Source organism: Nocardia yunnanensis (assembly GCF_003626895.1).
GTDB lineage: Bacteria > Actinomycetota > Actinomycetes > Mycobacteriales > Mycobacteriaceae > Nocardia > Nocardia yunnanensis.
This window is the reverse complement of record NZ_CP032568.1, coordinates 3848796-3872068: the sequence shown is the minus strand read 5'-3', so window position 1 is coordinate 3872068 and position 23273 is coordinate 3848796. Positions and strand designations below refer to the sequence as shown.

Annotated in this window: 22 protein-coding genes; 15 read left to right on the top strand and 7 right to left on the bottom strand. The window is 68.6% G+C overall.

All coding sequences use genetic code 11. From position 1 onward, the window contains the following. Window positions 1–34 precede the first annotated feature (34 nt). From D7D52_RS18085 to D7D52_RS18070, 4 genes are read left to right on the top strand one after another with little or no spacing between them, the layout of a single operon-like run. Complete coding sequence (locus D7D52_RS18085; RefSeq protein ID WP_120737969.1) at window positions 35–1411, top strand: styrene monooxygenase/indole monooxygenase family protein; 1377 nt, start codon at window positions 35–37, stop codon at window positions 1409–1411. A 34-nt stretch (window positions 1412–1445) separates the two neighbouring features. Continuing rightward, complete coding sequence (gene sfnG / locus D7D52_RS18080) at window positions 1446–2558, top strand: dimethylsulfone monooxygenase SfnG (protein ID WP_120737967.1); 1113 nt, start codon at window positions 1446–1448, stop codon at window positions 2556–2558. Then, window positions 2555–3778 carry an SfnB family sulfur acquisition oxidoreductase gene (locus tag D7D52_RS18075; protein WP_120737965.1) on the top strand — a complete coding sequence of 408 codons (1224 nt, stop codon included), beginning with the start codon at window positions 2555–2557 and terminating at the stop codon, window positions 3776–3778. The genes sfnG and D7D52_RS18075 overlap by 4 nt, the downstream gene beginning before the upstream one ends. Before the next feature lie 52 nt (window positions 3779–3830). After that, window positions 3831–4430: a DUF4291 domain-containing protein gene (locus tag D7D52_RS18070; RefSeq protein WP_120737963.1), complete on the top strand. Its 600-nt coding sequence runs from the start codon at window positions 3831–3833 to the stop codon at window positions 4428–4430. Between the two features lie 18 nt (window positions 4431–4448). On the opposite strand, the gene D7D52_RS18065 is transcribed toward D7D52_RS18070, so the two are convergent. Together D7D52_RS18065 and D7D52_RS18060 are read right to left on the bottom strand one after the other, a co-directional pair. Then, complete coding sequence (locus tag D7D52_RS18065; protein ID WP_120737961.1) at window positions 4449–5015, bottom strand: TetR/AcrR family transcriptional regulator; 567 nt, start codon at window positions 5013–5015, stop codon at window positions 4449–4451. A 187-nt stretch (window positions 5016–5202) separates the two neighbouring features. Next, window positions 5203–7995, bottom strand: a complete 2793-nt coding sequence (locus D7D52_RS18060; RefSeq protein ID WP_120744220.1) for an aconitate hydratase — start codon at window positions 7993–7995, stop codon at window positions 5203–5205. Window positions 7996–8174: 179 nt separating this feature from the next. On the opposite strand from D7D52_RS18060, the gene D7D52_RS18055 reads away from it, so the two are divergent. The 5 genes from D7D52_RS18055 (at window position 8175) to D7D52_RS18035 (ending at window position 12640) form a co-directional block, all read left to right on the top strand. Then, window positions 8175–8690 carry an Rv1476 family membrane protein gene (locus D7D52_RS18055; RefSeq protein ID WP_120737959.1) on the top strand — a complete coding sequence of 172 codons (516 nt, stop codon included), beginning with the start codon at window positions 8175–8177 and terminating at the stop codon, window positions 8688–8690. Between the two features lie 233 nt (window positions 8691–8923). Further along, window positions 8924–10336: an NlpC/P60 family protein gene (locus tag D7D52_RS18050; protein ID WP_120744219.1), complete on the top strand. Its 1413-nt coding sequence runs from the start codon at window positions 8924–8926 to the stop codon at window positions 10334–10336. Between the two features lie 207 nt (window positions 10337–10543). Beyond that, on the top strand, window positions 10544–11041 hold the full coding sequence (locus D7D52_RS18045; RefSeq protein WP_120737957.1) for a pyridoxamine 5'-phosphate oxidase family protein: 498 nt from the start codon (window positions 10544–10546) through the stop codon (window positions 11039–11041). A gap of 25 nt (window positions 11042–11066) precedes the next feature. Continuing rightward, window positions 11067–11474 (top strand): YciI family protein, encoded by a 408-nt coding sequence (locus tag D7D52_RS18040; protein ID WP_120737955.1) that lies wholly within the window; start codon window positions 11067–11069, stop codon window positions 11472–11474. 20 nt (window positions 11475–11494) lie between these two features. Next, complete coding sequence (locus tag D7D52_RS18035) at window positions 11495–12640, top strand: RNA polymerase sigma factor (protein WP_120744218.1); 1146 nt, start codon at window positions 11495–11497, stop codon at window positions 12638–12640. 144 nt (window positions 12641–12784) lie between these two features. Here D7D52_RS18035 and mqo read toward each other — a convergent pair whose 3' ends face one another. Next, window positions 12785–14245 carry a malate dehydrogenase (quinone) gene (gene mqo, locus D7D52_RS18030; RefSeq protein ID WP_120737953.1) on the bottom strand — a complete coding sequence of 487 codons (1461 nt, stop codon included), beginning with the start codon at window positions 14243–14245 and terminating at the stop codon, window positions 12785–12787. A gap of 92 nt (window positions 14246–14337) precedes the next feature. Here mqo and D7D52_RS18025 point away from each other — a divergent pair, with 92 nt between their 5' ends. Continuing rightward, window positions 14338–15261, top strand: a complete 924-nt coding sequence (locus D7D52_RS18025) for a LysR family transcriptional regulator (RefSeq protein ID WP_120737951.1) — start codon at window positions 14338–14340, stop codon at window positions 15259–15261. 11 nt (window positions 15262–15272) lie between these two features. Here the strand turns inward: D7D52_RS18025 and D7D52_RS18020 are convergent, their stop codons facing one another. The 4 genes from D7D52_RS18020 to D7D52_RS18005 are packed head-to-tail and all read right to left on the bottom strand — an operon-like array spanning window position 15273 to window position 18273. Continuing rightward, window positions 15273–15809 carry a dihydrofolate reductase family protein gene (locus tag D7D52_RS18020; RefSeq protein ID WP_120737949.1) on the bottom strand — a complete coding sequence of 179 codons (537 nt, stop codon included), beginning with the start codon at window positions 15807–15809 and terminating at the stop codon, window positions 15273–15275. A gap of 3 nt (window positions 15810–15812) precedes the next feature. Then, window positions 15813–16730, bottom strand: a complete 918-nt coding sequence (locus D7D52_RS18015) for a helix-turn-helix transcriptional regulator (protein ID WP_222932847.1) — start codon at window positions 16728–16730, stop codon at window positions 15813–15815. 53 nt (window positions 16731–16783) lie between these two features. Continuing rightward, window positions 16784–17776, bottom strand: a complete 993-nt coding sequence (locus D7D52_RS18010; protein ID WP_120737947.1) for an FAD-binding oxidoreductase — start codon at window positions 17774–17776, stop codon at window positions 16784–16786. A 20-nt stretch (window positions 17777–17796) separates the two neighbouring features. After that, a complete protein-coding gene (locus tag D7D52_RS18005; RefSeq protein ID WP_120737945.1) occupies window positions 17797–18273 on the bottom strand; it encodes an NUDIX hydrolase in 477 nt (158 codons plus the stop codon). Window positions 18274–18451: 178 nt separating this feature from the next. Between D7D52_RS18005 and D7D52_RS18000 the strand changes: the two genes are divergently transcribed. The 5 genes from D7D52_RS18000 to fabG1 all read left to right on the top strand — a co-directional run bounded on the left by D7D52_RS18000 (window position 18452) and on the right by fabG1 (window position 23241). Then, window positions 18452–19123 carry an NAD(P)H-binding protein gene (locus D7D52_RS18000; protein ID WP_120744216.1) on the top strand — a complete coding sequence of 224 codons (672 nt, stop codon included), beginning with the start codon at window positions 18452–18454 and terminating at the stop codon, window positions 19121–19123. A 117-nt stretch (window positions 19124–19240) separates the two neighbouring features. After that, entirely contained in the window at window positions 19241–20449 is a 1209-nt protein-coding gene (locus D7D52_RS17995; RefSeq protein ID WP_120737944.1) for an AAA family ATPase, read from the top strand. Between the two features lie 26 nt (window positions 20450–20475). Then, a complete protein-coding gene (locus D7D52_RS17990; protein ID WP_425464641.1) occupies window positions 20476–21450 on the top strand; it encodes a DUF58 domain-containing protein in 975 nt (324 codons plus the stop codon). Then, a complete protein-coding gene (locus D7D52_RS17985) occupies window positions 21447–22472 on the top strand; it encodes a VWA domain-containing protein (protein ID WP_246023922.1) in 1026 nt (341 codons plus the stop codon). Before D7D52_RS17990 ends, D7D52_RS17985 begins: the two co-directional genes overlap by 4 nt. Before the next feature lie 49 nt (window positions 22473–22521). Then, entirely contained in the window at window positions 22522–23241 is a 720-nt protein-coding gene (fabG1, locus tag D7D52_RS17980) for a 3-oxoacyl-ACP reductase FabG1 (RefSeq protein ID WP_120737942.1), read from the top strand. Window positions 23242–23273: the final 32 nt, after the last annotated feature.

Here is a 23273-nt window from a genome sequence, read left to right as displayed (position 1 = left end):
AACCCCTCCGACCGATCGAAAGGCAGGCTCCACCATGACATCTCGGCCCTCCTCCACCCGTTCGGCGGCGGTGATCGGCGCCGGGCAGACCGGCGTCACCGCCGCGCTCGGGCTGCTCGACGCCGGATTCGACGTCACCCTCCACAGCGACCGCGATCAGCGCGCCCTGCGCGACGACGTGCCCGCCACCGGCACCGCCCTCGAATTCGGGGAGACTCAGCAGGCCGAATCCGCGCTGGGATTGGACACCTACACCGGGCGCGCGCCGCGGCACACCGGGCTCAGCGTGCGCATCGCGGGACCCGAACGCGAGGAATTGATCCAATTCGACGGCCATTTCCAGGGTTTCGCCGGGGTGGCCGTCGATACCCGGCTCAAGGCCGACGAGCGGCTGACCCGGTTTCTCGAACGCGGCGGACGGTTCGTGGTCGGGCAGGTGACGCCCGAGAGCCTCGATGCGATCGCGGCCGCCGCCGACCTCACCCTGGTCGCCACCGGGCGCGCGGGTTTGTCGGAGCTGTTCCTGATCGATCCCGTCCGCAGCGTGTACTCCGCCCCGCAGCGGTCGCTGCTCACCGTCACGGTGACCGGGCTGCCGCACGACGACAGCGTGTTCGCGCATCGCAGCCGCGCCGGGGGCGGGCACAGCGGATTCTCCATCTTCGCCGATCAGGGCGAGGGCTGGTGGGGGCCGTACCTGCACAAGGACGCCGGACCCAGCTGGGCGTTCCTGGGGTGGGCGCGGCCCGGCAGTGAGTGGGAAAGCCGTTTCGCCGCAGCGGATTCCGCGGCCGGTGCGCATCGGATCGTGCAGGATCTCTACCGCGACTACATCGACTGGGATCTGCCGGAGGTGCTCGCCACGCGGGTGATCGAGGAGGACCCGCACTCGTGGTTGAAGGGCGCGGTGCGGCCGGTGGTGCGCGCTGGCGTGGGGCACACCGCGAGCGGGCACGTGGTGGCCTCGCTGGGCGACACCTCGGCCGCCTACGATCCGATCGCCGGGCAGGGCGCGCAGAGCGGACTCGTGCAGGCGCAACGGCTCGTCGCCGCGGCGGCCGTGCACGACGGTCCCTTCGACGCCGAGTGGATCTCGGCGCGCTATCAGGAATTCCTGGCCGCGCGCGGGGACGCCGCCAACGAGGTGACCCGCCTGTTCCTGGGCGATCCGGAGTTCGCGGAGATCGGCAACCTGTTCTTCGCGGCCGCCGCGGTCGATGCGCGCTTCGCCTCGGCGCTGGTCGGTCTGCTGCATCGGCCGCAACCGCTGCTCGACATCGATTCTCCCGCCGCCGCTTCCGCGTACATCACCGAGATCACCGGCGTCGACGCGCACTCGCTGCTGGAGCGTTTCAGCCCGGCCGGGCGCTTCGAACGCTCCGGCTACTCCGCCGCCCTCGCCCGCGCCTGACACCACACCACTCGCCCGACTCGACAGGAGCCTCATGAGTACCGACCAGATCGCCGACCAGATTCGCTTCGCCTACTGGGTGCCCAATGTCAGTGGGGGATTGGTCACCAGTGACATCGAGCAGCGCACCGGCTGGGATTTCGACTACAACCGCAAGCTGGCGCGCACCGCCGAGAACAACGGCTTCGAGTACGCGCTGTCGCAGGTGCGCTACACCGCCTCCTACGGCGCGGAGTATCAGCACGAGTCGACCTCGTTCAGCCTGGCGCTGCTGGGGGCGACCGAGCGGTTGAAGGTGATCGCGGCCGTGCATCCGGGCCTGTGGCATCCGGCGGTGCTGGCGAAATTCGGGGCGACGGCCGATCATCTGTCGGGCGGGCGGTTCGCCATCAATGTCGTATCCGGTTGGTTCTCCGGTGAATTCACCGCGTTGGGGGAGCCGTGGCTCGAACACGACGAGCGTTACCGGCGCAGTGCGGAATTCCTGGAGGTGATCCGCAAGATCTGGACCGAGGACGCGGTGAACTACGGCGGCGACTTCTACCGTATTCGTGACTTCACCCTGAAGCCGAAGCCGCTCAACACCCCGCAGCGCCCCAATCCCGAACTGTTCCAAGGCGGCAACTCCACCGCCGCCATTCGCAACGGCGGCCGTTTCGCCGACTGGTATTTCTCCAACGGCAAGGACTTCGACGGGGTCACCACGCAACTCGACGAACTGCGTTCGGTCGCGCAGGCGCACGATCGCGCGGTGAAGTTCGGGCTCAACGGGTTCATCATCGCCCGCGACAGCGAGAAGGAAGCCCGCGACACCCTGCGCGAGATCATCGAGAAGGCCAACAAGCCCGCGGTGGAAGGCTTCCGGTCCGCCGTGCAGCAGGCAGGGGCGTCCACGCGCGACGGTAAGGGCATGTGGGCGGATTCGACCTTCGAGGATCTGGTGCAGTACAACGACGGTTTCCGCACGAAACTCATCGGCACTCCCGAACAGGTCGCCGAACGCATCGTCGCCTACAAGGAACTCGGCGTGGATCTGATTCTCGGCGGCTTCCTGCACTTCCAGGAGGAGATCGAATACTTCGGGGCGAAGGTACTGCCGCTGGTGCGGGAGTTGGAGGCCGCACGCACTCCGGCGGCCGCGCGATGACCGCGGTCGCGGCCGACCGGATCACCTCGGCCGAGCAGGCGTATTCGGTTGCGGCGCAGCTGTCCTCGGAGTTCGCGCGGGAGGCGGCGCTGCGGGATCGGGAGCGACGGCTGCCGTACGCGGAGCTGGATCGGCTCGCCGCCAGCGGACTGCTGGCCATCACCGTGCCGGCCGCGTTCGGCGGGGCGGATCTGCCGCCGAGCGCCGTGGCGGAGGTGGTGCGATTGCTGGCGGTCGCCGACCCGAATATCGCCCAGATCCCGCACAGCCACTTCGTGTACGTAAACCTGCTGCGGCTGGCGGGAACACCCGAACAGCGGCAGCGGTACTTCGGCCAGGTGCTGGCCGGCGGCCGCATCGCCAACGCGCAATCCGAGCGCGGCGGCGCGACGGTCGCCGACATCGCCACCACGGTGCGGCCGACCGGCACTCGCTTTCGCATCGACGGCGCCAAATTCTACTGTACGGGTTCACTTTTCGCGGACGTGCTGGCCGTGCTGACCAGGCTCGACGATCCCGACCAACGCAGCGGTCTGTCCGCCGGCGAGTACATCGCGTACTTGCCGGCGGACACGCCCGGCGTGCGCATCGACGACGACTGGCAGGCCATCGGCCAGCGCACCACCGGCAGCGGCACCGTCACCTTCGACGGCGTCCTCGTCGACCGCGATCAACTCATCGCCCGCGACGCCGCGGTCCGCGCCCCCACCGCCTACGGCGCCTACGCCCAACTCCTGCACGCCGCCATCGACGCGGGCATCGCCCGCGGAGCCCTCACCGCCGCAACGGAATTCGTCCGCACGGCGTCCCGCCCCTGGTTCGAAGCAGGCGTCACCCGCGCCATCGACGACCCCTTGCTCATCCAGCGCTTCGGTGAGCTGAGCGTCGCGGTCACCGCCGCCGAAGCCACCCTCACCGCCGCCGCCACCGCCGTCGACACCGCGGTAGCCGATACCGCCACCACCTCACCGGACCTGATCGCTCAGGCGTCCCTGGCCGTCGCCGCCGCCAAAATTCTCGCCGACCGCGCCGCCAACGAAGTCTCCTCGGCCCTGTTCGAAGTCGCCGGAACCCGCAGCGCCACCACCGACCTCAACCTCCACCACTTCTGGCGCAACGCCCGCACCCACACCCTCCACGACCCCCTCCGCTGGAAATACCACCACCTGGGCCGCTCCCTCCTCCACGAAACCCCACCACCCCTACACGGCGTGATCTGACCCCCGAAAATCATTGGTAGGCAACCCCCGTCACCCACTACCGTCCTGACCCGTGACAGCGAAGTTCGAGATCAGAGCCGACTACGACCGGGACAGCATCGTGGTCTATCAGGCCTACCGGCCCGAGATCGCGGAGGCGGCGGTGGCGGCGCAGCGGTTCGTGCCGCCGTTCTCGACCGAGCGGATGACGTGGATCAAGCCGTCGTTTCGGTGGCTGATGCAGCGCAGCAATTGGGCGCGCAAGGACGGGCAGGAACGTATTCTCGCCGTGCGGATCACCCGTGCGGGATGGGAGGAGGCGTTGGCGCAGGCGGTGCTGACCAGCCCTGAACGCCGCGTTTACGCTGGAAACGAGCAGTGGCGCAGTCTGTTCGCGCGTTCGGTGGTGCATGTGCAGTGGGATCCGGAGTACTCGCTGCGGGGCGCGAAGCTCGACCATCGCAGCATTCAGGTGGGTCTGTCGCGGCATATCGTCGATCGATACGTCAGCGACTGGACGGTCGAGATCCGCGATCTGACGCCTGCGGTCCGGGCCATGCGGGAACATCTGCGGGCCGGTCGGGTCGAGCGGGCCCGTGGCCTGCTGCCGGCGGAGAGGGTCTATCCGCTGACGGCGGAGCTTGCGAAAACCATCGGGGCGGAACCGGTCTGAGGGTACCGCCGCAGGTCGTCACTGTTTGCGGCGGACGGACGCTTCGACGAGGTCGAGGACGGATTCGAGATTGTCGTTGGCGTGGCCGGAGGCGATGCGGGCGATGAGGCCGTCGAGGACCATGTCGAGGTAGCCGAGGATGACCTCGGTGGGGACGTCGTCGCGCAGGGCGCCGGCGGCCTTGCGGCGTTCCAGGCGGGCGACGGTGGCGGCGGTGAGCTCGGTGGAGCGTTCTTCCCAGTTGGCGCGGAATTCCGGGTCGTTGCGCAGGCGTCTGGCGATCTCCAGGCGGGTGCCGAGCCAGTCGAAATCCTCTGGGCGCGCGAGCATATCGCGCATCACCTGGATCAGACCCTGGGTGGCGGCGACCTCGGCCATGCGGCCCGCGTCTTCCTGGGCCAGGGCCAGGAACAGGGCGTCCTTGTCGCGGAAGTGGTGGAAGATCGCGCCCCGCGACAGGCCTGTCGCTTCCTCGAGGCGACGCACGGTGGCGCCCTCGTAGCCGAACTCCGCGAAGCAGCTGCGCGCTCCGTCGAGAATCTGGCTGCGCCGGGCGGCGAGGTGGTCGTCACTGACCTTGGGCACTGGACTCCTCCGAAACGTGTTGTGCGGGTTCTCCTTATCGATCTTGCGACCAATCGGGAGAACCCGCACGAGCGACGAGCGAAGCGGCCCGCTGCGGGGCCGCGTGGTGAGCGCCGGCGAACCGGCGCCCACCACCACGACTCGGTTCCGAAACAGCCCTTCGAGAACCGAGGCGATATCGCGGTGACTAGCCGCGAATCATGTTGCGCAGCACGTACTGCAGGATGCCGCCGTTGCGGTAGTAGTCCGCCTCACCGGGGGTGTCGATGCGGACGACCGCGTCGAAGACGACCTTCTCGCCGTTCTCCTTGGTGGCGGTCACCTTCATGGTCTTCGGAGTCACACCCTCGTTCAGCTTGGTGATCCCCTCGATGTCGAAGGTCTCGGTGCCGTCCAGGCCCAGCGACGCGGCCGACTGGCCGGCCGGGAACTGCAGCGGCACAACGCCCATGCCGATCAGGTTCGAGCGGTGGATGCGCTCGAACGACTCGGTGATGACGGCCTTGACGCCCAGCAGACGGGTGCCCTTGGCGGCCCAGTCACGCGAGGAACCCGAGCCGTACTCCTTGCCGCCCAGCACGACCAGCGGGATGCCCGCGGCCTGGTAGTTCTGCGAGGCGTCGTAGATGAACGCCTGCGGGCCGCCCGGCTGGGTGAAGTCGCGGGTGTAGCCGCCCGAGACGTCGTCCAGCAGCTGGTTGCGCAGCCGGATGTTGGCAAAGGTGCCGCGGATCATCACCTCGTGGTTGCCACGACGCGAACCCAGCGAGTTGTAGTCCTTGCGCGCAACGCCATTGGCGTCCAGGTACTGCGCGGCCGGGGTGCCCGGCTTGATCGGACCGGCCGGGGAGATGTGGTCGGTGGTGACCGAATCGCCCAGCAGCGCCAGCACGCGCGCGCCCTTGATGTCCTCGACCGGGGCCGGATCCATCGACATGCCGTCGAAGTACGGGGCCTTGCGGACGTAGGTGGACTTCTCGTCCCACGCGAAGGTGTCGCCCTCGGGGGTGTTGAGACCCTGCCAGCGCGCGTCACCGTCGAACACGGTGGCGTAGGACTTGGTGAACATGTCCCGGCTGATCGCCGACTTGATGGTGTCGTCGATCTCCTGCGCCGACGGCCAGATGTCCTTCAGGAAGACGTCGTTGCCGTCCTTGTCCTGACCCAGGGCATCGGTCTCGAAGTCGAAGTCCATGGTGCCCGCGAGCGCGTACGCGATGACCAGCGGCGGCGAGGCCAGGTAGTTCATCTTCACGTCGGGGGAGATACGGCCTTCGAAGTTACGGTTACCCGAGAGCACCGCGGTGACCGAGAGGTCGTTGTCGTTGATCGCCTTGGAGATCTCCTCCGGCAGCGGACCGGTGTTGCCGATGCAGGTGGTGCAGCCGAAGCCGCCCACGTAGAAGCCCAGCTTCTCCAGGTACGGCCACAGGCCGGCCTTCTCGTAGTAGTCGGCGACGACCTGCGAGCCCGGGGCCATGTTGGTCTTGACCCACGGCTTGGACGCGAGACCCTTCTCCACGGCGTTGCGGGCCAGCAGGGCCGCGCCGATCATGACCGACGGGTTGGAGGTGTTGGTGCAGGAGGTGATGCCCGCGACCACGACCGCGCCGTGATCGAGCACGAAGTCACCCCGCTCGGGATCGGAGACCTTGATCGGCTTGGACGGACGGCCGCCGTTGCCCTTGGCCGCGGTCGGCAGCGCCGCACCGTCGGTGGCGGTGCCGGGGGAAACCGGGTCGCTGGCCGGGAAGGACTCTTCCAGGGCCTCGTCGAGGGCGGTGTGCGGCACCTCGTCGTTGGTGTATGTGCGGATGTCCTGACGGAACTGAGTCTTGCTCTCCGACAGCAGGATCCGGTCCTGCGGGCGCTTCGGGCCGGCGATGGACGGCACCACGGTGCTCAGGTCCAGCTCCAGGTACTCCGAGTAGGCCGGCTCGTTGTCGGCGTCGTGCCACAGGCCCTGCTCCTTGGCGTACGCCTCGACGAGCGCGAGCTGCTCGTCGCTGCGGCCGGTCAGGCGCAGGTAGTTGATGGTCTCCTCGTCGATCGGGAAGATCGCGGCGGTGGAACCGAACTCGGGCGACATGTTGCCCAGGGTGGCGCGGTTCGCGAGGGGCACCTCGGCGACGCCCTTGCCGTAGAACTCGACGAACTTGCCGACCACACCGTGCTTGCGCAGCATGTCGGTGACGGTGAGCACCACGTCGGTGGCGGTCACGCCCGGCTTGATCTCACCGGTCAGCTTGAAGCCGACGACGCGCGGGATCAGCATGGAGACCGGCTGGCCCAGCATGGCGGCCTCGGCCTCGATGCCGCCGACGCCCCAGCCCAGCACGCCCAGGCCGTTGACCATGGTGGTGTGCGAGTCGGTGCCGACGCAGGTGTCGGGGTAGGCCTGGCCGTTGCGGACCATGACGGTGGGGGCCAGGTATTCGATGTTGACCTGGTGGACGATGCCGACGCCCGGCGGGACGACCTTGAAGTCGTCGAACGCGCCCTGGCCCCAGCGCAGGAACTGGTAGCGCTCGCCGTTGCGCTGGTACTCGAGGTCGACGTTGCGCTCGAGGGCGTCGGCGGTGCCGAACACGTCGAGGATGACCGAGTGGTCGATGACCATGTCGGCAGGGGAGAGCGGGTTGACCTTGTTGGGGTCGCCGCCCAGGGCGGTGACGGCCTCACGCATGGTGGCGAGGTCGACGATGCAGGGCACGCCGGTGAAGTCCTGCATGATCACGCGGGCGGGGGTGAACTGGATCTCGGTGTCCGGCTCGGCATTGGGATCCCAGGCCGCGAGGGCGCGGATCTGGTCGGCGGTGATGTTCGCGCCGTCCTCGGTGCGAAGCAGGTTCTCCGCGAGGACCTTCAGGGCGTAGGGCAGCTTCTCGGTGCCGGGCACGGCCGAGAGACGGAAGATCTCATACGAGTTGCTTCCGACCTCGAGGGTGCCCTTGGCGCCGAAGGTATCGATACTCGTCACGTTGCGCTCCACTCGTCTGTGAATGGGAGGGCCACCGGCGGGGCTGTGCCGGTGACTCGTCGAGGCGCGGGGCCTCGTCCGTTTTCCGACATTAACAGTACGCTTGTCCTGTGAGCACATCGGGGGGACACATGAGCCGCGGTGAGGTGATATGACAACCCGTCCCGTACTCTGCGTTCGTGACCGTCTCGCACCCATCGGTTTTCACGCCCCTCAAGGCGGAACTACCGCCGAACACCGACCTGAAGACCATCATCGCCGATCTCGCCGATGATCATGTCGCCGCCCCCGCCGGGCGCGATCAGGAGGCCCTCGCGGCCATCGCCGCCGACGCGCGCGAGCACGGTATTCCGCTGGACATCATTGTGGTGCAGGGCAATCCGGGGATCGAGGCGAACCTGCGCGATCTGGCCAACGAGGTCGGCAAGATCGAGCACGGGACCGTGGTGGTCTTCAGCGACGACTGGGTCGGTACCTACAGCGATCAGTTCACCCGCGGGCATCTGGAGTGGGCCGAGGACAAGGCGAAGTATCGCGGGCCCGACCACACCACCGAGGCGGCGCGGATCTTCGTGGATCGGCTCGAGCAGCCGGAGACGATCTCCTGGACGGTGATCACGCTGGTGGCGCTGGGTGTGCTGCTCGCGGCGATCGGCGGGTTGTATGTGGTGAAGGCGCGGCGCGCGCAGCGGTAGTCGCGCTGGGGTCTCCCCGCAGGGGTCCGGACTGGGTCCGGGCCCCTTTTTCGTGCCCGCGTGTCGTTTGCGGGCACAGGGTGTTTCGTCCGTTACCAGCGACTTTGTGGCTATCGGCGAATTACATTCGTGTGATTGCGGTGTGGCTGAACGGCAGGCTCCCGGACGTGCCGTACGGTTTCGCGATGGCACGTTTGGGGATGGTGTGCCGGATGGGACTTCAGGGAGGTGCGATGCGACAAGCGGTCACGCCACGTCGGCAACGATTATGGGTCGCTACGGAGTTGCTCGTAGTGCTGATCGTGCTGGCATTGGGGATGGCCGGCGGGCATGCCGTCCCACCACCGCCGCCCAATCCCAGCGACAGTGATCTCAATGCCGCGGGCGCGCAGGTCGACGCCGGAGTCGGCGAAGTCGGAGCGCTCATCAATCAGGTCGCCACCGCCGAACAGCAGCTGCAGCAACTCGACGACGCGGTCGCCACCCGCCGCGAAGCCGTCAACAAGGCGCTGGTCGATCTGCAGATCGCGCGCGACGCCGCCGACGCCGCGGCCCGCGCGGTCACCCAGTGCCAGGCCGATCTCACCGACGCGGGGGCGAAAGTCGATGGGGCGCATCGGGAATTCGACAAGTACGTGGCGCAGGTCTACATGCGGCCGGGTTCCACCTCGCTGGTGAGCTATCTGGCCGCGCCGACGCCGGAGATCGCGCTCAATCGCGCACAGGTGCTCACCATCAAGTCCCGTAGCCAGCAGCAGGTGGTCGAGGGGCTGCGGCACGCCCAGATCGATCAGGCCAACAAGACTTCCGCCGCCAAGCAGGCCCAGCAGGCCGCCGATGCCGCCGCGGCCGACGCCGACGCCAAGAAGACCCAGGCCCAGAACGCGGTCGCCGCCGCGCAGGCCGAACTCAACCAGGAAAGCCAGCGCCGCAACGACCTTGTCTCGCAGCGTGATTCGGCCCAGCAGCGGCTGGACTCGGCGCGCGCCAACGTGGCCGGCCTGCAGAGTCAGCGCGACGCCTTCGTGGCCTGGGATCAGCAGCGCAAAGCCGAGGAGGCCGCCGCCCGCGCCGCCGCCGTGGCCGCCGCCGCCCGCGTGGGCGCCGACCACGCCTCCGCCGATCGCGCGAACGAGGTCGGCCAGGGCCACCGCCCGCACACCGTCCAGGACAACTCCCCGCCGCGGCGCTCCATCGTGCCCGTGCGCCCCAACGGTTCCAGCGCGGACCTCGTCAACACCGTCGTCGACCGCGCCATGTCGCAGCTCGGCGTCGAATACGCCTGGGGCGGCGGCGACGAGGACGGCCCCACCCTCGGCATCCGCGACGGGGGCACCGCCGACAGCTACGGCGACTACGCCAAAACCGGTTTCGACTGCTCCGGCCTCATGATCTACGCCTTCGCCGGCATCGGCGTCTCCCTCCCGCACTACTCCGGCTACCAATACACCATGGGCACCCGCGTCCCCGTCGCCGACCGAGCCCGCGGCGACATGCTCTTCTGGGGCCCCGGCGGCAGCCAGCACGTAGCCCTCTACATCGGCAACAACAAAATGATCGAAGCCCCCCAATCCGGCGAAGTAGTCCAAGTCTCCACCGTCCGCGAAGGCGGCATCATGCCCTACGCCGTCCGAATAGTCTCCTAGCCCAACGCCGTTCACCGCCCCGCACCAGGCGTCAGCGCGGACGTGTGCAGATTGCCCTGGACAGTGGGTTTGGGCTGGTGGGAGGCGCGGGAAAATTGGTTCGAGATTTTTTGGGGTGGGATGTCGAGAATTGGGGATCGGGTCCGTCTCTGGTGTGGAAGGGCCTTCCAGGGCCGCTAGCGAGAGTCACCAGCAGGAGGAACCGAGATGGATGCGAACGAGATTCGAGAGATTCTGGGGCGGGCTTACAGCCAGGAGCTGTTGGGGCGGGATCTGGCTCGGCTGGGGTATGTGGCCACGGATGGGACGCCTCGGGTCATTCCGATCGCGTTCGTGTGGAACGGGGCGGAGATCGTGATGTGCACCGCCAAGAATTCGGCGAAATTGGCTGCGTTGCGGGCCAATCCGAGGGTGGCGTTGACCATCGACACCGAGGTGCACCCGCCGAAGATTCTGCTGCTGCGGGGCACGGCGGAGTTGGAGGTGGTGGAGGGGATTCCGGAGGAGTTCTTGACGATGAACGGGTCGTACGAGATGACTCCGGAGCAGCGGGTGGCGTGGGAGGCGGAGGTGCGGTCGCTGTATGACGGGATGGTGCGGATCGTGGTGACGCCGACGTGGGTGAAGTTGATCGACTTCGAGACGACACTGCCCAGTGCCGTGGAAGAGTTGGCACGGCAGCGGGCCGAGCGGCAGCGGGCCTGACGCGGAACCGGGGAGGAGGGACGAGATGGCCAAGTACTTGCTGCTCAAGCATTATCGCGGCGCGCCCGCGGCGGTCAACGATGTGCCGATGGATCGGTGGACGCCCGAGGAGGTGAGCGCGCACCTGCGATACATGCGCGAATTCTCCGCACGGTTGCGGGAGACCGGGGAGTTCGTCGACGAGCAGGCACTGACCCCGCAGGGCACCTTCGTACGGTCCGATGGCCCGGGCAAACCGCCGGTGACCGACGGGCCGTTCGCGGAGACCAAGGATCTGATCGCCGGCTGGATGGTGATCGACGTCGACAGCTACGAGCGGGCGCTGGAGCTGGCGGGAGAGTTGTCGGCGGCGCCGGGCGCGGGCGGCGAGCCGATCCACGAATGGCTCGAGCTGCGGCCGTTCATGAGCGCGACCCAGTGCATCACGGAGTGAACGTGCCCGATCACGGTGGGCTGGACGAGGTCGCGCTGCGCGATCTCGCGCCCACGGTGATCGGTGTCCTCGAACGCCGCGGCGCGGATTTCGCCGCCGCCGAGGACGCCGTGCAGGAGGCGCTGATCGAAGCGGTGCGGGTGTGGCCGCAGGAGCCGCCCCGCGATCCGCGCGCGTGGCTGATCACCGTGGCCTGGCGCAAGTTCCTCGACGCCACGCGCGCCGAGGCCGCCCGCCGGCAGCGGGAAGACGCGGTATGGGCCGAGCCCGCACCGGAATCGGTTGCGGCGGTGGACGATACGCTGCACCTGTATTTCCTGTGCGCGCATCCGGCGCTGAGTCCGGCCTCGGCCGTCGCGCTCACCTTGCGCGCGGTCGGAGGTCTGACCACCCGGCAGATCGCGCAGGCCTACCTGGTGCCGGAATCGACCATGGCGCAGCGCATCAGCCGCGCCAAACGCACCGTCTCCGATGTCCGCTTCGACCAGCCGGGTGATCTGAGCACCGTGCTGCGGGTGCTGTATCTGGTGTTCAACGAAGGCTATTCGGGCGACGTCGATCTCGCCGCCGAGGCGATCCGCCTGACCCGCCAGCTCGCGAAGCTGACCGCAGACGAGGAGGCGGCGGGCCTGCTGGCATTGATGCTGCTGCATCACGCGCGCCGCCCGGCCCGCACCCGCCCCGACGGCACCCTGGTGCCGCTCGCCGACCAGGACCGCGCCCGATGGGACACCCGCCTGATCGCCGAGGGCGTCGACATCCTGCAAGCCGCCCTGGCCCGGGATCGCCTGGGCGAGTACCAAACCCAGGCCGCCATCGCCGCCCTGCACGCCGACGCCCGTACCGCCGAGGAGACCGACTGGGTCCAAATCGTCGAATGGTACGACGAACTCGTCCGCCTCACCGACAGCCCGATCGCCCGCCTCAACCGCGCCGTCGCCCTCGGCGAATCCGACGGGCCGCAAGCCGGTCTCGCCGCCCTCTCCGACCTCGACCCCGCTCTCCCACGCCACACCGCCGCCGCGGCCTACCTGCACGAACGCGCCGGCGACTCCACCACCGCCGCCCGCCTCTACGCGGAAGCCGCCCGCACCGCCACAAACCTCGCAGAACGCGACCACCTCACCCGCCAAGCCGCCCACCTGAACTCCCAGCAGCCCAAGTAGCTTCCCAGGTTCGGCGGCATCTGGTTCTGATGAACTACGGCATGCGACCGGAGGGTGCGGCGCAGACCAGTTCGGCCGACGGCCGGGTCGAGGCGGAGAGCTGGGGGCGGAGCCCGCGTAGCTACATAGGCCTGACCGGGCATATCAGCCCGGTGTTCCGGGCTCGGGAACTGGCGGCGCTTCTTGTCGGGTTGGGGTGAGTGCGAGGTGGTGCAGTGTCGGTTGCCAGGCCGAGAGGTGGTGCGGGAAGCAGCGGGTCAGGAGGTCGAGCATGATGGCGGGGGCGGTGGAGGCGCCGGGGGAGGCGCCGAGGAGGCCGGCGATGGTGCCGTCGGTGCTGGTGATCAGTTCGGTGCCCATGGTGAGGATGCCGATGCGGGTTGGGTGGGGTTTGACCAGTTGGGCGCGTTGGCCGGCGCGGATCAGGTGCCAGTCGGCGGGGTTGGCGTGGGGGTAGAAGCGTTGGAGCTGGGCGAATTTGCGGCGGCGGGTGGAGAGCAGTTCGCGTATCAGGTAGCGGATGAGGGACAGGTCTAGGAAGATCGCGGCTGCCAGGACCGCCAGGTTCGACCATCGGAGGGTGGTGAAGACGTCGGTGAGGCGGCCGTGGGTGAGCAGCCGGGTGCTGAAGGTGGCGTAGGGGCCGAACAGCAGTGACGAGTTGCCGTCGACATGGCGTGTGTCCAAGTGCGGCACCGACATCGGGGGAGCGCCCACGGCGGCCTGGCTGTACACCTTGGCCTGGTGCCGCGCCACCACCGCCGGGTTGTCGGTGCGCAGGAATTGCGCACCGACCGGCAGCACTCCGTAGCCGCGCACCTCGGGCAGCCGCGCACGCTGGAGGAGGCGCAGGGCGTACCCGCCAGCGCCGACGAAGACGAATCGAGCGCGGATCGTGAAGCGCCGCTTGGTATTGCGGTCGTGTCCGGACACGGTCCACACCCCGTCGCCGCCTTGCCTCAGTCTGGTCACCTGGTGCCCCGTCCGCACCCGTGCGCCCGCCTCGGTCATGGCGTCCACCAGCGACCCGGTGAGGCTCCCGAAGTCGACATCGGTCCCGCCCTCGAATCGGGTGGCCGCCACCGGTTCTCCGGGCGCACGGCCCTGCATGATCAGCGGAGCCCACTCGGCGATGACCTCCGGATCCTCGCTGTAGCGCAGCTCGGCGAACGCGGGCAGTGCGCGCAGCGTCTCGAACCGCTGCCGCAGGTACGCCACATCCCGCTCCCCGAACACGACATCCATATGCGGTGTCGCGGTCACGAATCCGGTGTCGGCCAGCGTGCCACGCTCCGCGAGCCCGGCCCAGAACCGTCGCGACACCGCGAACAGGGATGCGATCTCCGCGGCCTTGCCGGCGTCATCAGGATCCGGCATGTAGTTGAGCTCGCAGTATCCCGAGTGCCCGGTGCCCGCGTTGTTCCACGCCGCCGAGCTCTCCGCGCCCACGCGGTCGAGCCGCTCCAACAGCGCCACCGACCAATCCGGTTGCAGCGCGGCGATCATCGCGCCGAGCGTGGCCGACATAATCCCGCCGCCGATCAGCACGACATCGAAAATCTCTGGGCCGGTGGATGATTCGGGCGGCTCGCGATGCGCGTTCATGTCGATGGCCTCCTCGATGGCTGGTATCCGCCATCGTCACGCCGCCCCCATTCATCCGTCCAATGCTCATTCCGAGGATTTATGATCCGAATATGGATGAATTGTCGTCGCCCCAGGTGGAGGCCCTGATTCCGCTGCTCGCCGCCTTCGACGCGGCCGCGGACGAGGGGCACATCACGCGCGCGGCACAGCGGCTCGGGGTGCCGCAGTCCTCGCTGAGCCGCCGGTTGAAGGCCGTCGAACAGGCCGTCGGCGTGCGACTGTTCCAACCGATCGGTCGCCGCGTGGCCCTGACCGCCGCCGGACAGGAACTGTTCGAGCGCACCCGCGGCCTGGTGAGCGCCCTCGGCGACGCGGTCGACGTGGTGCGCAGCAATGCCGACCCCGAATCCGGCCTGGTGCGCTTCGGCTTCCCGTTCAGCTTGGGCCCGGTCAGCATCCCGACCATGCTCGCCGACTTCCACACGGGCGCACCGCGAATCCGCCTGCACCTGGTGCAAGCCCACGGCACCGCCCTGGTGGAGATGGTCCGCGACGGCCGGCTGGACCTGGCCGTCACCATCCCCGCCCCCGACGACCTGCCCACGCTCATCCTCGGCTACCAGCGCCTCGACCTGTATGTCGCCACCGACCACCGGCTCGCCACCCGCACCGAGATCGACCTCGCCGAGCTGGCCGACGAGCCGTTCATCGCCAACCCGCCCACCTATCACCTGCGCGGCCTGGTCGATTCCTGGTGCGCCGCAGCGGGATTCACCCCCCACGTCGGATTCGAGATCACCGAGTTCGACACCCTGCGCGCCCTGGTCGCCCAGAACATGGGGATCGCGATCCTGCCCGCCCCCGAAACGCCGCATCCGGGTCTAAATCGCGTCCCGCTGACCGGGGATCGCGACCGCAGTATCGGACTGGTGACGGGCAACCACCGTCCGACCCCGGCCGTGCAACGGTTACGCGATCACATCGCGACCCATGCCATGTCGTATCTGGATCGCGCCCGTCACCGGGGCCGATAGCGGCGAAACGCCTATGCGCGCACGACTTCGTAACGGGCAGCGGCGAATTCGCCGTTCTGCGCGAGCTCGGCGAGCTTCAGCTCCAGCTTGCGGGGGAGCAGGGGAGCGCCGGATCCGAGCGTGACCGGCGCGATGGACACCACGATCTCGTCGAGCAGCCCGTGATCGGCGAACTGCCCGGCCAGATCACCGCCGCCCACCACCCAGACATCCTTGCCCGCGGCCGCTTCCACCATCTGCTTGTGGACGACCTCCACCGGATCCTGGATGAAGCGGACATCCGCGCCGTCGCCGCGGGCCGGGAAGACCCGGTGGGTGAACACCCAGGCGGGCTTGTCGTAGGGCCACGGTTCGCCGGGAGCGTTGTCGAGCAGCCATTGATACGTGCTCGCGCCCATGGCCAACGCGCCGATGTTGGCGATGAACGGGTTGTAACCCAGCGGCCCGTCGGCGTCGTTGTCGCGGGTCACCAGCCAGTCCAGCGAGTGATCGGCGGTCGCGATGAACCCGTCGAGCGAGGTGCCGGTGTAGTAGACGGTGCGGGACATGAGTCAGCCTCTCTTCCGTAGCCAGAGAATCGGATCTCCGCTGTCGATATCGGTGGTGCGGTCGGTCAGTTCGGTGCGCAGCCAGCCGCGGGCCAGTTGCCTGCGGTGCGCGGAGAAGGTGAGCACGTGCGCGATCACGCTGCCGAGCACGAAGCTCTCGGGCGGTTCGCACAATGCGTCGATGAGGGTGTCGCCCCACCCGCCGCGCCGGTCGATCTCACGGATCACCGCCAGCCAGGGCGGCGTCAGCTCGTCGAGCCGCCGCAGCAGCGTGGCCGGATCGTCGCCGTGCGGAGCGGGCATCTCGGTGCCGTCGATGGCCGCCAGCCACACCTGTTTGGCCCACACCACCTGATGCAGTGCCGCCGCGATGGAGTCGTCGCGACCGTCCCACTCCGGCACCGTGTGCGATTCGCGCGTCCTGCGATAGCGCTGCTCGTCGAGTTCGGCGGCGAAACCCAGCAGTTCGCGGGTGTCCTCCAGATCGTGATGCAGCAGTAGCGAAGTAGGGTCCATGTCGGGCCGGCCTTTCGGTTCGTTCTCCACCCACAGCGCCATCGGCGGATGGAAGTGGATGCCGTTGGCCGCCGGCAGCCAGGCCGAGCGCACCTCGGCCGGGGTGCGGCTGGGCGGATGCCCGTAGGCGCGCCCGAAGGCGCGGGTGAACCCCTCCACCGAGTCGTATCCGGCGGCGAACGCCGCCTCGGTGACCTGCGCGCCCCGGCTCAACTGCCAGGCCGCGCGTTCGAGCAGCACCCGCCGCCGCATCGCGACCGGCGATTCGCCCGTGTCGCGGGAGAACAGCCGGGCGAAATGAAACGGGGACGAGTGCACGTCCTGCGCCATGGCGTCGAGGGTCGCATTGTCCTCGGCGAGGACCGAGTCGAGGAACTCGCGCAGGCGGTCACGTCCGTTGGTCACGCCGACGAGTCTGCTACACACCGTTCCCGGACGGCTTGACCGTTCTTGCGCAATCAGACCTCGGCGGCGAGGTCGAGCACCTTGCCCGGATTGAACAGCCCCAACGGGTCGAGGGCGCGCTTGACCGCGATCATCAGATCCACCCCGGACCCGTGCTCCTCGCGCAGGTACTTCTTCTTGGTCAACCCGATACCGTGCTCACCGGTCGCGGTGCCGCCCACCTCCAGGGCATGCCGCACCACCAGATCCGAGAACACTTGCGCGGCAGGATATTCGGCGTCGGTATAGGGCACGATGGTGTGCACGTTCCCGTCGCCGATGTGCCCGGCGACCGTGATGCGCAACCCCAGCTCGGTCCCCAGCCGGGTGGCGGTGTCGACCGCCCCGGCGATGCGCGAGTACGGCACCGCGGTATCGGTGATCAGAAAACGGCATCCCGGATTGGCCGCCTTGACCGCGAAGTACAGCTGGTGCCGGTCCTCCCACAGCGCGTGCCGTTCGCCGTGCGTGCGCGCGGTGGCCGACTCGATCGCCTGGTGCGCGTGGGAGATCCGCTGAATCTCGCTCTCGTCGGCGGCCACCGCCGCCGCCGAACCGGACTCGATGTCCACGAACAGCGCGGGCGATTCGGCGTACGCGGTGCCGCGAAAGGCGTTGATGGCCGCCATGCCCCCGAGCGAGGCGTCCGCCCCCGGGTCCACCGTGAACTGCAGCCCGTATTCGGCCGCGGCCGCATTGAGCCTGGTCCGGGTGACGCCGGGCTGCGCGGTGGCGGTGAAGTCGGCCGGGGTGACGGCCAGAATCCGGTCCGCGCGAGACAGATCCACCACCAGTTCGTCGCCGCGCGCCAGCAGATGCCCCTCGAGGCTGGTGCCGGCCCCGCGGGTGATGAGCGGTGTGGCGTGCTCGCGCGCCCAGTCCACGACCGTCACCACCTCACCGGTGTCGACCGGGTACACCACCCCGCGGGGGCGGCGCCCGGCGCGCCCGGTCTCGTCGATCGTGAACTGATCGAGGACCGCTGGTCGAGTGTCGATCTCCAGCACGTGGTCCTCCCGGCTGCGCGCTACTCCTGATACTTCCCGAGGATACGGCGGATCGACGGCGTGACGGGCAGTTCGCCCGCCAGCGGAACCCACCGGTAGTCGGCGTAGTTGGTCACCCGCACCGGCCCGGTGGTGGCGACCTCGGCCACGAAATGCTCTCTGCGAACCGGCTTTCCGGCTGCGGAGAGGTAGTCGAAGCTGCCGAGGTGGCGCACGATGTCGACCACGTCCAGACCGGTCTCCTCGCGGACCGCGCGGACCACCGCACCGGCCAGCGACTCCCCGGACCGCACCACGGTGCCGGGCAGGTGCAGCGGGCTGCGCCCCTCGGCGTGCTCCTCGTGCTCGAGCATCAGCACCGCGTCATTGTGCGCGACCACCACTCCGACGCGCAGCGCCACCGCGTCCGCGCTCGCCCGCCGCTCTAGTTCCGCCAACACCGTCTCGCCGATCGATCGCTTGGGCGAAACCTCGAAATCCCACACTGCACACCACATCCCGTATCACCGGACACCGTCGACCGATACCGACAACGCTACCGGCGCGGAAGCGGTCGGCGGCAGAGACATTCGCAAGATTGGAAGCAGTTTCTCCGGACCGATCCACAACCCGGAAACTTTCTGGGCGCGACGGGTGCGAAGCTGGACGCGGTGCCAACGACGAGAGGAGATGCTCGTGAAAGTGTTCCAGATCGGTGCGGCCGGGGGTGTCGGGCGACCGCTCGCGCGGCTGCTGACCGCCCGCGGTGACGAGGTGACGGGCATGCATCGCGATCCGGCGCAGGCGCAGGTGATCGCGGCGGCCGGGGCGCGGCCGGTACTGGGGGATGTCATCGGCGATTCGGTGGACGAGCTGGCCGGGAAATTCCACGGGCACGACGCGATCGTGTTCTCCGCGGGCGCGCACGGCACCGGCACGGACCAGACCAGTCTGATCGACGGCAGGGGGCTGGAAAAATGCGCCGACGCCGCGCGGTTCGCCGGTATTGCCCGATTCATTCTGGTGTCGGTGTTTCCCGAGGCCGGCCGCGACCGCGACACCAGCCCCGGATTCGAGCACTACATGAAGGTGAAGAAGACCGCCGACGCCTATCTCGTCGCGACCGGTCTGGACTGGCTGATCGTGCGGCCCGGCACCCTGCGCGACGAACCCGGAACCGGGCTGGTCACAGCCGGACTCGCGATCGAGTACGGCGATATCGCCCGCGAGGACGTCGCCGCCTTCATCGATATCGCCCTGCACCGCCCGGCGCTGACCCGCGTCATCGTGGAACTGACCGGCGGCCACACCAAGGTCGCCGACGCCGTGGAACTGCTGCTCGAACGCGGCACGACGGCCAGGGAATAGCCGAAAGCCACATTTCACGGCCGAAATTCGTGCGCGGATCGCAACCGGGTGCGGCAAATGCGCGCGATACCTGGAATAGTTGGGTCCGAACGCACAGAGACCGAGGCGAAAGCGGGGATGTTGGTGACTTCGACTGACGGTGTGAGCGGGGTAAGCACGGTGAAGGATGCGGTGCCCTCGCCATCGAACACCCTCGAGCGCGATGTCCAGACCCTGGAAAAGGCGATCTACGAAGTCAAACGCGTGATCGTCGGTCAGGATCGGCTGGTCGAGCGGCTGTTGGTCGGTGTCCTCGCCCGCGGCCACGTCCTGCTCGAGGGCGTGCCGGGTATCGCCAAGACCCTCGCGGTCGAAACCTTCGCGAAGGTGGTGGGCGGCAGCTTCTCCCGCGTCCAGTTCACCCCCGACCTGGTGCCCACCGACCTCGTCGGTACCCGCATCTACCGGCAGGGCCGCGAGGAGTTCGACACCGAGCTGGGCCCGGTGGTCGCGAACTTCGTGCTCGCCGACGAGATCAACCGCGCGCCCGCCAAGGTGCAGTCCGCGCTGCTCGAGGTGATGGCCGAGCGGCATGTGTCCATCGGCGGCAAGACCTACCCGATGCCGAACCCGTTCCTGGTCATGGCGACTCAGAACCCGATCGAGTCCGAGGGCGTGTACCCGCTGCCCGAGGCGCAGCGCGACCGCTTCCTGTTCAAGGTCGTCGTCGACTACCCCTCCGTCGAGGAGGAGCGCGAAATCATCTACCGGATGGGTGTCACCCCGCCGGAGGCCAAGCGCATTCTCGATCCGGAGGAGCTGGTCCGGCTGCAGGCCGTGGCCGCCAATACCTTCGTGCACCACGCCCTGGTCGACTACGTGGTCCGCGTCATCGCCGCGACCCGCAAGCCCGCCGACTTCGGCATGCAGGACGTGGCCGGCTGGATTTCCTACGGCGCCTCCCCGCGTGCCTCGCTGGGCATCATCGCCGCCGCGCGTGCGGTCGCGCTGATCCGGGGCCGCGACTACGTGGTGCCGCAGGACGTGGTCGAGGTGATCCCGGACGTGCTGCGCCACCGCCTGGTGCTGTCCTACGACGCGCTCGCCGACGAGGTCAGCCCCGACGACGTGATCAAGCGCGTGCTGCAGACCGTCGGCCTGCCGCAGGTCGCCGCCCAGGCCAACGCTCCCGCCGGCGCCGCGCCGATGCCCGCCGCGCCCCAGCCGGCCATGGGCCCGCACGGCGGTCAGCAGCTGGCCCCGGTCGGCGGCGCGCCGCAGCAGGGTATTCCGCAGCCCCCCAACGGCCAGGTGCCCGGAGTTCCCGGTCAGCCCCAGCCGAAGTGAGGCCGGTCTCGGAATCGATTGCGCCCGTGACGATCTCAACTCCCAGCGGCTCGACGCACGCCCCGCCCTCGTTCCGGCAGGGGCAGCTGACCGACCCGCGGTTGACGGCCGCGCTCAAAACCCTGGAGCTCACCGTGCGCCGCCGTCTCGACGGCGTCCTGCACGGTGATCACCTGGGTCTGATCCCCGGTCCCGGCTCCGAACCCGGCGACGCCCGCATGTATCAGCCGGGCGACGATGTGCGCCAGATGGATTGGTCGGTCACCGCCCGCACCACGCATCCGCACGTGCGGCAGATGATCGCCGACCGGGAACTCGAGACCTGGCTGGTGATCGACCTGTCGGCCTCGCTGGATTTCGGTACCGCGCTGTGCGAGAAGCGGGATCTGGTGGTCGCCGCGGCGGCCGCGGTCACCCATCTCACCAGCGGCGGCGGCAACCGGATCGGGGCGGTGGTGGCCAACGGCCAGCAGCTGATCCGCATTCCGGCCCGCAGCGGCCGCGTGCACGAGCAGGCCATGCTGCGCAAGATCGCCACCACCCCGCACGCCCCCGACGGGGTGCGCGGAGATCTGCGCGACGCCATCGAGGCGCTGCGCCGGCCGCAGCGCAAACGCGGTCTGGCCGTGGTGATCTCCGACTTCCTCGGCGATATCGACTGGCAGCGGTCGCTGCGCGCCATCTCCGGCCGCCACGACCTGCTCGGCGTCGAGGTGCTCGATCCCCGCGATCTGGACCTGCCCGACGTCGGCGACGTGGTCCTGCACGACCCGGAGTCGGGCCGGACCCGCGAGTTCAGTGTGACCCCCACGCTCCGTGCCGATTTCGCGCGCGCGGCCCAGCGCCACCGGGACCAGGTGGAGGCGGCGCTGCGCAGCTGCGGTGCGCCGGTAATGACCCTGCGCACCGACCGCGACTGGATCGCGGACGTGGTGAGATTCGTGTCGACCCGGCGCCACACCTTCGGCGCCCCGACTGCCGGGCGGGTGCCGCGACAGTGACCATCGGTAACACCACCTTCAGCCTCTCGCACTTCGTCAACCAGTACTGGCTGGCCTTCCTGGCCGTGCTGGCGGCGATCGCGCTGCTCTACGTCCTGATGCAGCGGCGGCGGCGAAAGCACATGCTGCGCTTCACCAATATGGACCTGCTCGAGAAGGTCGCCCCCGCGCAACCGCGGCCGTGGCGACACATCTCGGTGGCGGTCACCCTGGTGGGCCTGATGTTCCTGACCTTCGCCGCGGCCGGTCCGACCGCCGCCAAGAAGGTGCCCCGCAACCGCGCCACGGTCATCCTGGTGATCGACGTGTCGCTGTCGATGGAGGCGACCGATGTGCCGCCGAGCCGAATTCAGGTAGCCAAGAAGGCCGCCAAGGAATTCGCCGACGGTCTCACCCCGGGCATCAATCTGGGCCTGGTCACCTTCGCGGGCACCGCGTCGGTGCAGGTCTCGCCGACCACCAATCGGGAGGCGGTGAAGGCGGCCATCGACAATATGAAACTCGCCGAGCGCACCGCCACCGGCGAGGGCATTCTCACCGCCCTGCAATCGATCGACACCCTGGCCTCGGTGCTGGGCGGCGCGGAGAAGCCGCCGCCGGCGCGCATCGTGCTCATGTCCGACGGTAAGCAGACCGTCCCGGACGACAAGGATGTCGAGAATCCCCGCCACGGCTTCACCGCCGCGCGCCTGGCGAAGGAGAAAGGCATTCCGGTGTCGACGATTTCGTTCGGCACCACGTGGGGCACCGTGGAGATCCCCGACCAGGACGGCAAGGGTTCGCAGCGGGTGCGCGTCCCCGTCGACGACGATTCGCTGCGCGAGATCGCCAAACTGTCCGGCGGCGACTTCTACACCGCCTCCACGCTCGAGGAGCTCAAGGCTGTCTACGACACTCTCGAAGAGCAGATCGGCTACGAAACCACCATGGGCGACGCCAGTAAGCCGTGGCTGTGGGCCGGTTTGGTGGTGACCGCCATCGGCGTGCTCACCGCACTGCTCTATCGTCAGCGTCTGCCGTAACTCGGTACCGCGCGCCGACTCCCGAATACGAACAGATAGGTTTGCGTCTATGTCGAACATCACATCCCGGTCGGTACTGGTGACCGGCGGTAACCGCGGCATCGGTCTCGCGGTGGCCCAGCGCCTGCTCGCCGACGGCCACAAGGTCGCCGTCACGCATCGCGGGTCGGGTGTGCCGGAGGGGCTCTTCGGCGTGAAATGCGATGTGACCGATGGCGAATCGGTCGATCGCGCGTTCACCGAGGTCGAGGCGCACCAGGGTCCGGTCGAGGTCGTCGTCGCCAATGCGGGCATCGTGGACAACACCCTGTTCATGCGCATGAGCGAGGAATCGTTCACCAAGGTCATCGACGCCAACCTGACCGGTGCGTGGCGAGTCGCCCAGCGCGCCAACCGCAATATGCTCAAGCACCGTTTCGGCCGCATCGTGTTCCTCGGTTCCGTGGTCGGCCAGATGGGCTCGCCCGCGCAGGTCAGCTACGCGGCCTCGAAGTCGGGTCTGATCGGTATGGCCCGCGCCATCACCCGTGAGGTCGGCAAGCGCAACATCACCGCGAACGTGGTGGCGCCCGGTCTGATCGACACCGACATGACCCGCGAGGACATGACCGAGGAGATGCGCAAGAACGTCCTGGACTTCATCCCGGCCGGCCGCATGGGCCAGGTCGAGGACGTCGCCGCGGCGATCAGCTTCCTGGTCTCCGACGACGCCTCCTACATCTCCGGCGCGATCATCCCCGTCGACGGCGGAATGGGCATGGGCCACTGAGCTTTCCGCTCACGCCCGCCCCGAACCGCACC

Excerpts from the sequence above, each read along its gene's own strand:
- D7D52_RS18075 (WP_120737965.1), top strand. The coding sequence starts at position 2,555 with ATGACCGCGGTCGCGGCCGACCGGATCACCTCGGCCGAGCAGGCGTAT.
- mqo (WP_120737953.1), bottom strand. The coding sequence starts at position 14,245 with ATGAACGCGCATCGCGAGCCGCCCGAATCATCCACCGGCCCAGAGATT.
- D7D52_RS18025 (WP_120737951.1), top strand. The coding sequence starts at position 14,338 with ATGGATGAATTGTCGTCGCCCCAGGTGGAGGCCCTGATTCCGCTGCTC.
- D7D52_RS18050 (WP_120744219.1), top strand. The coding sequence starts at position 8,924 with ATGCGACAAGCGGTCACGCCACGTCGGCAACGATTATGGGTCGCTACG.
- D7D52_RS18005 (WP_120737945.1), bottom strand. The coding sequence starts at position 18,273 with ATGTGGTGTGCAGTGTGGGATTTCGAGGTTTCGCCCAAGCGATCGATC.
- sfnG (WP_120737967.1), top strand. The coding sequence starts at position 1,446 with ATGAGTACCGACCAGATCGCCGACCAGATTCGCTTCGCCTACTGGGTG.
- D7D52_RS18085 (WP_120737969.1), top strand. The coding sequence starts at position 35 with ATGACATCTCGGCCCTCCTCCACCCGTTCGGCGGCGGTGATCGGCGCC.
- D7D52_RS18020 (WP_120737949.1), bottom strand. The coding sequence starts at position 15,809 with ATGTCCCGCACCGTCTACTACACCGGCACCTCGCTCGACGGGTTCATC.
- fabG1 (WP_120737942.1), top strand. The coding sequence starts at position 22,522 with ATGTCGAACATCACATCCCGGTCGGTACTGGTGACCGGCGGTAACCGC.
- D7D52_RS17995 (WP_120737944.1), top strand. The coding sequence starts at position 19,241 with ATGTTGGTGACTTCGACTGACGGTGTGAGCGGGGTAAGCACGGTGAAG.
- D7D52_RS18045 (WP_120737957.1), top strand. The coding sequence starts at position 10,544 with ATGGATGCGAACGAGATTCGAGAGATTCTGGGGCGGGCTTACAGCCAG.
- D7D52_RS18040 (WP_120737955.1), top strand. The coding sequence starts at position 11,067 with ATGGCCAAGTACTTGCTGCTCAAGCATTATCGCGGCGCGCCCGCGGCG.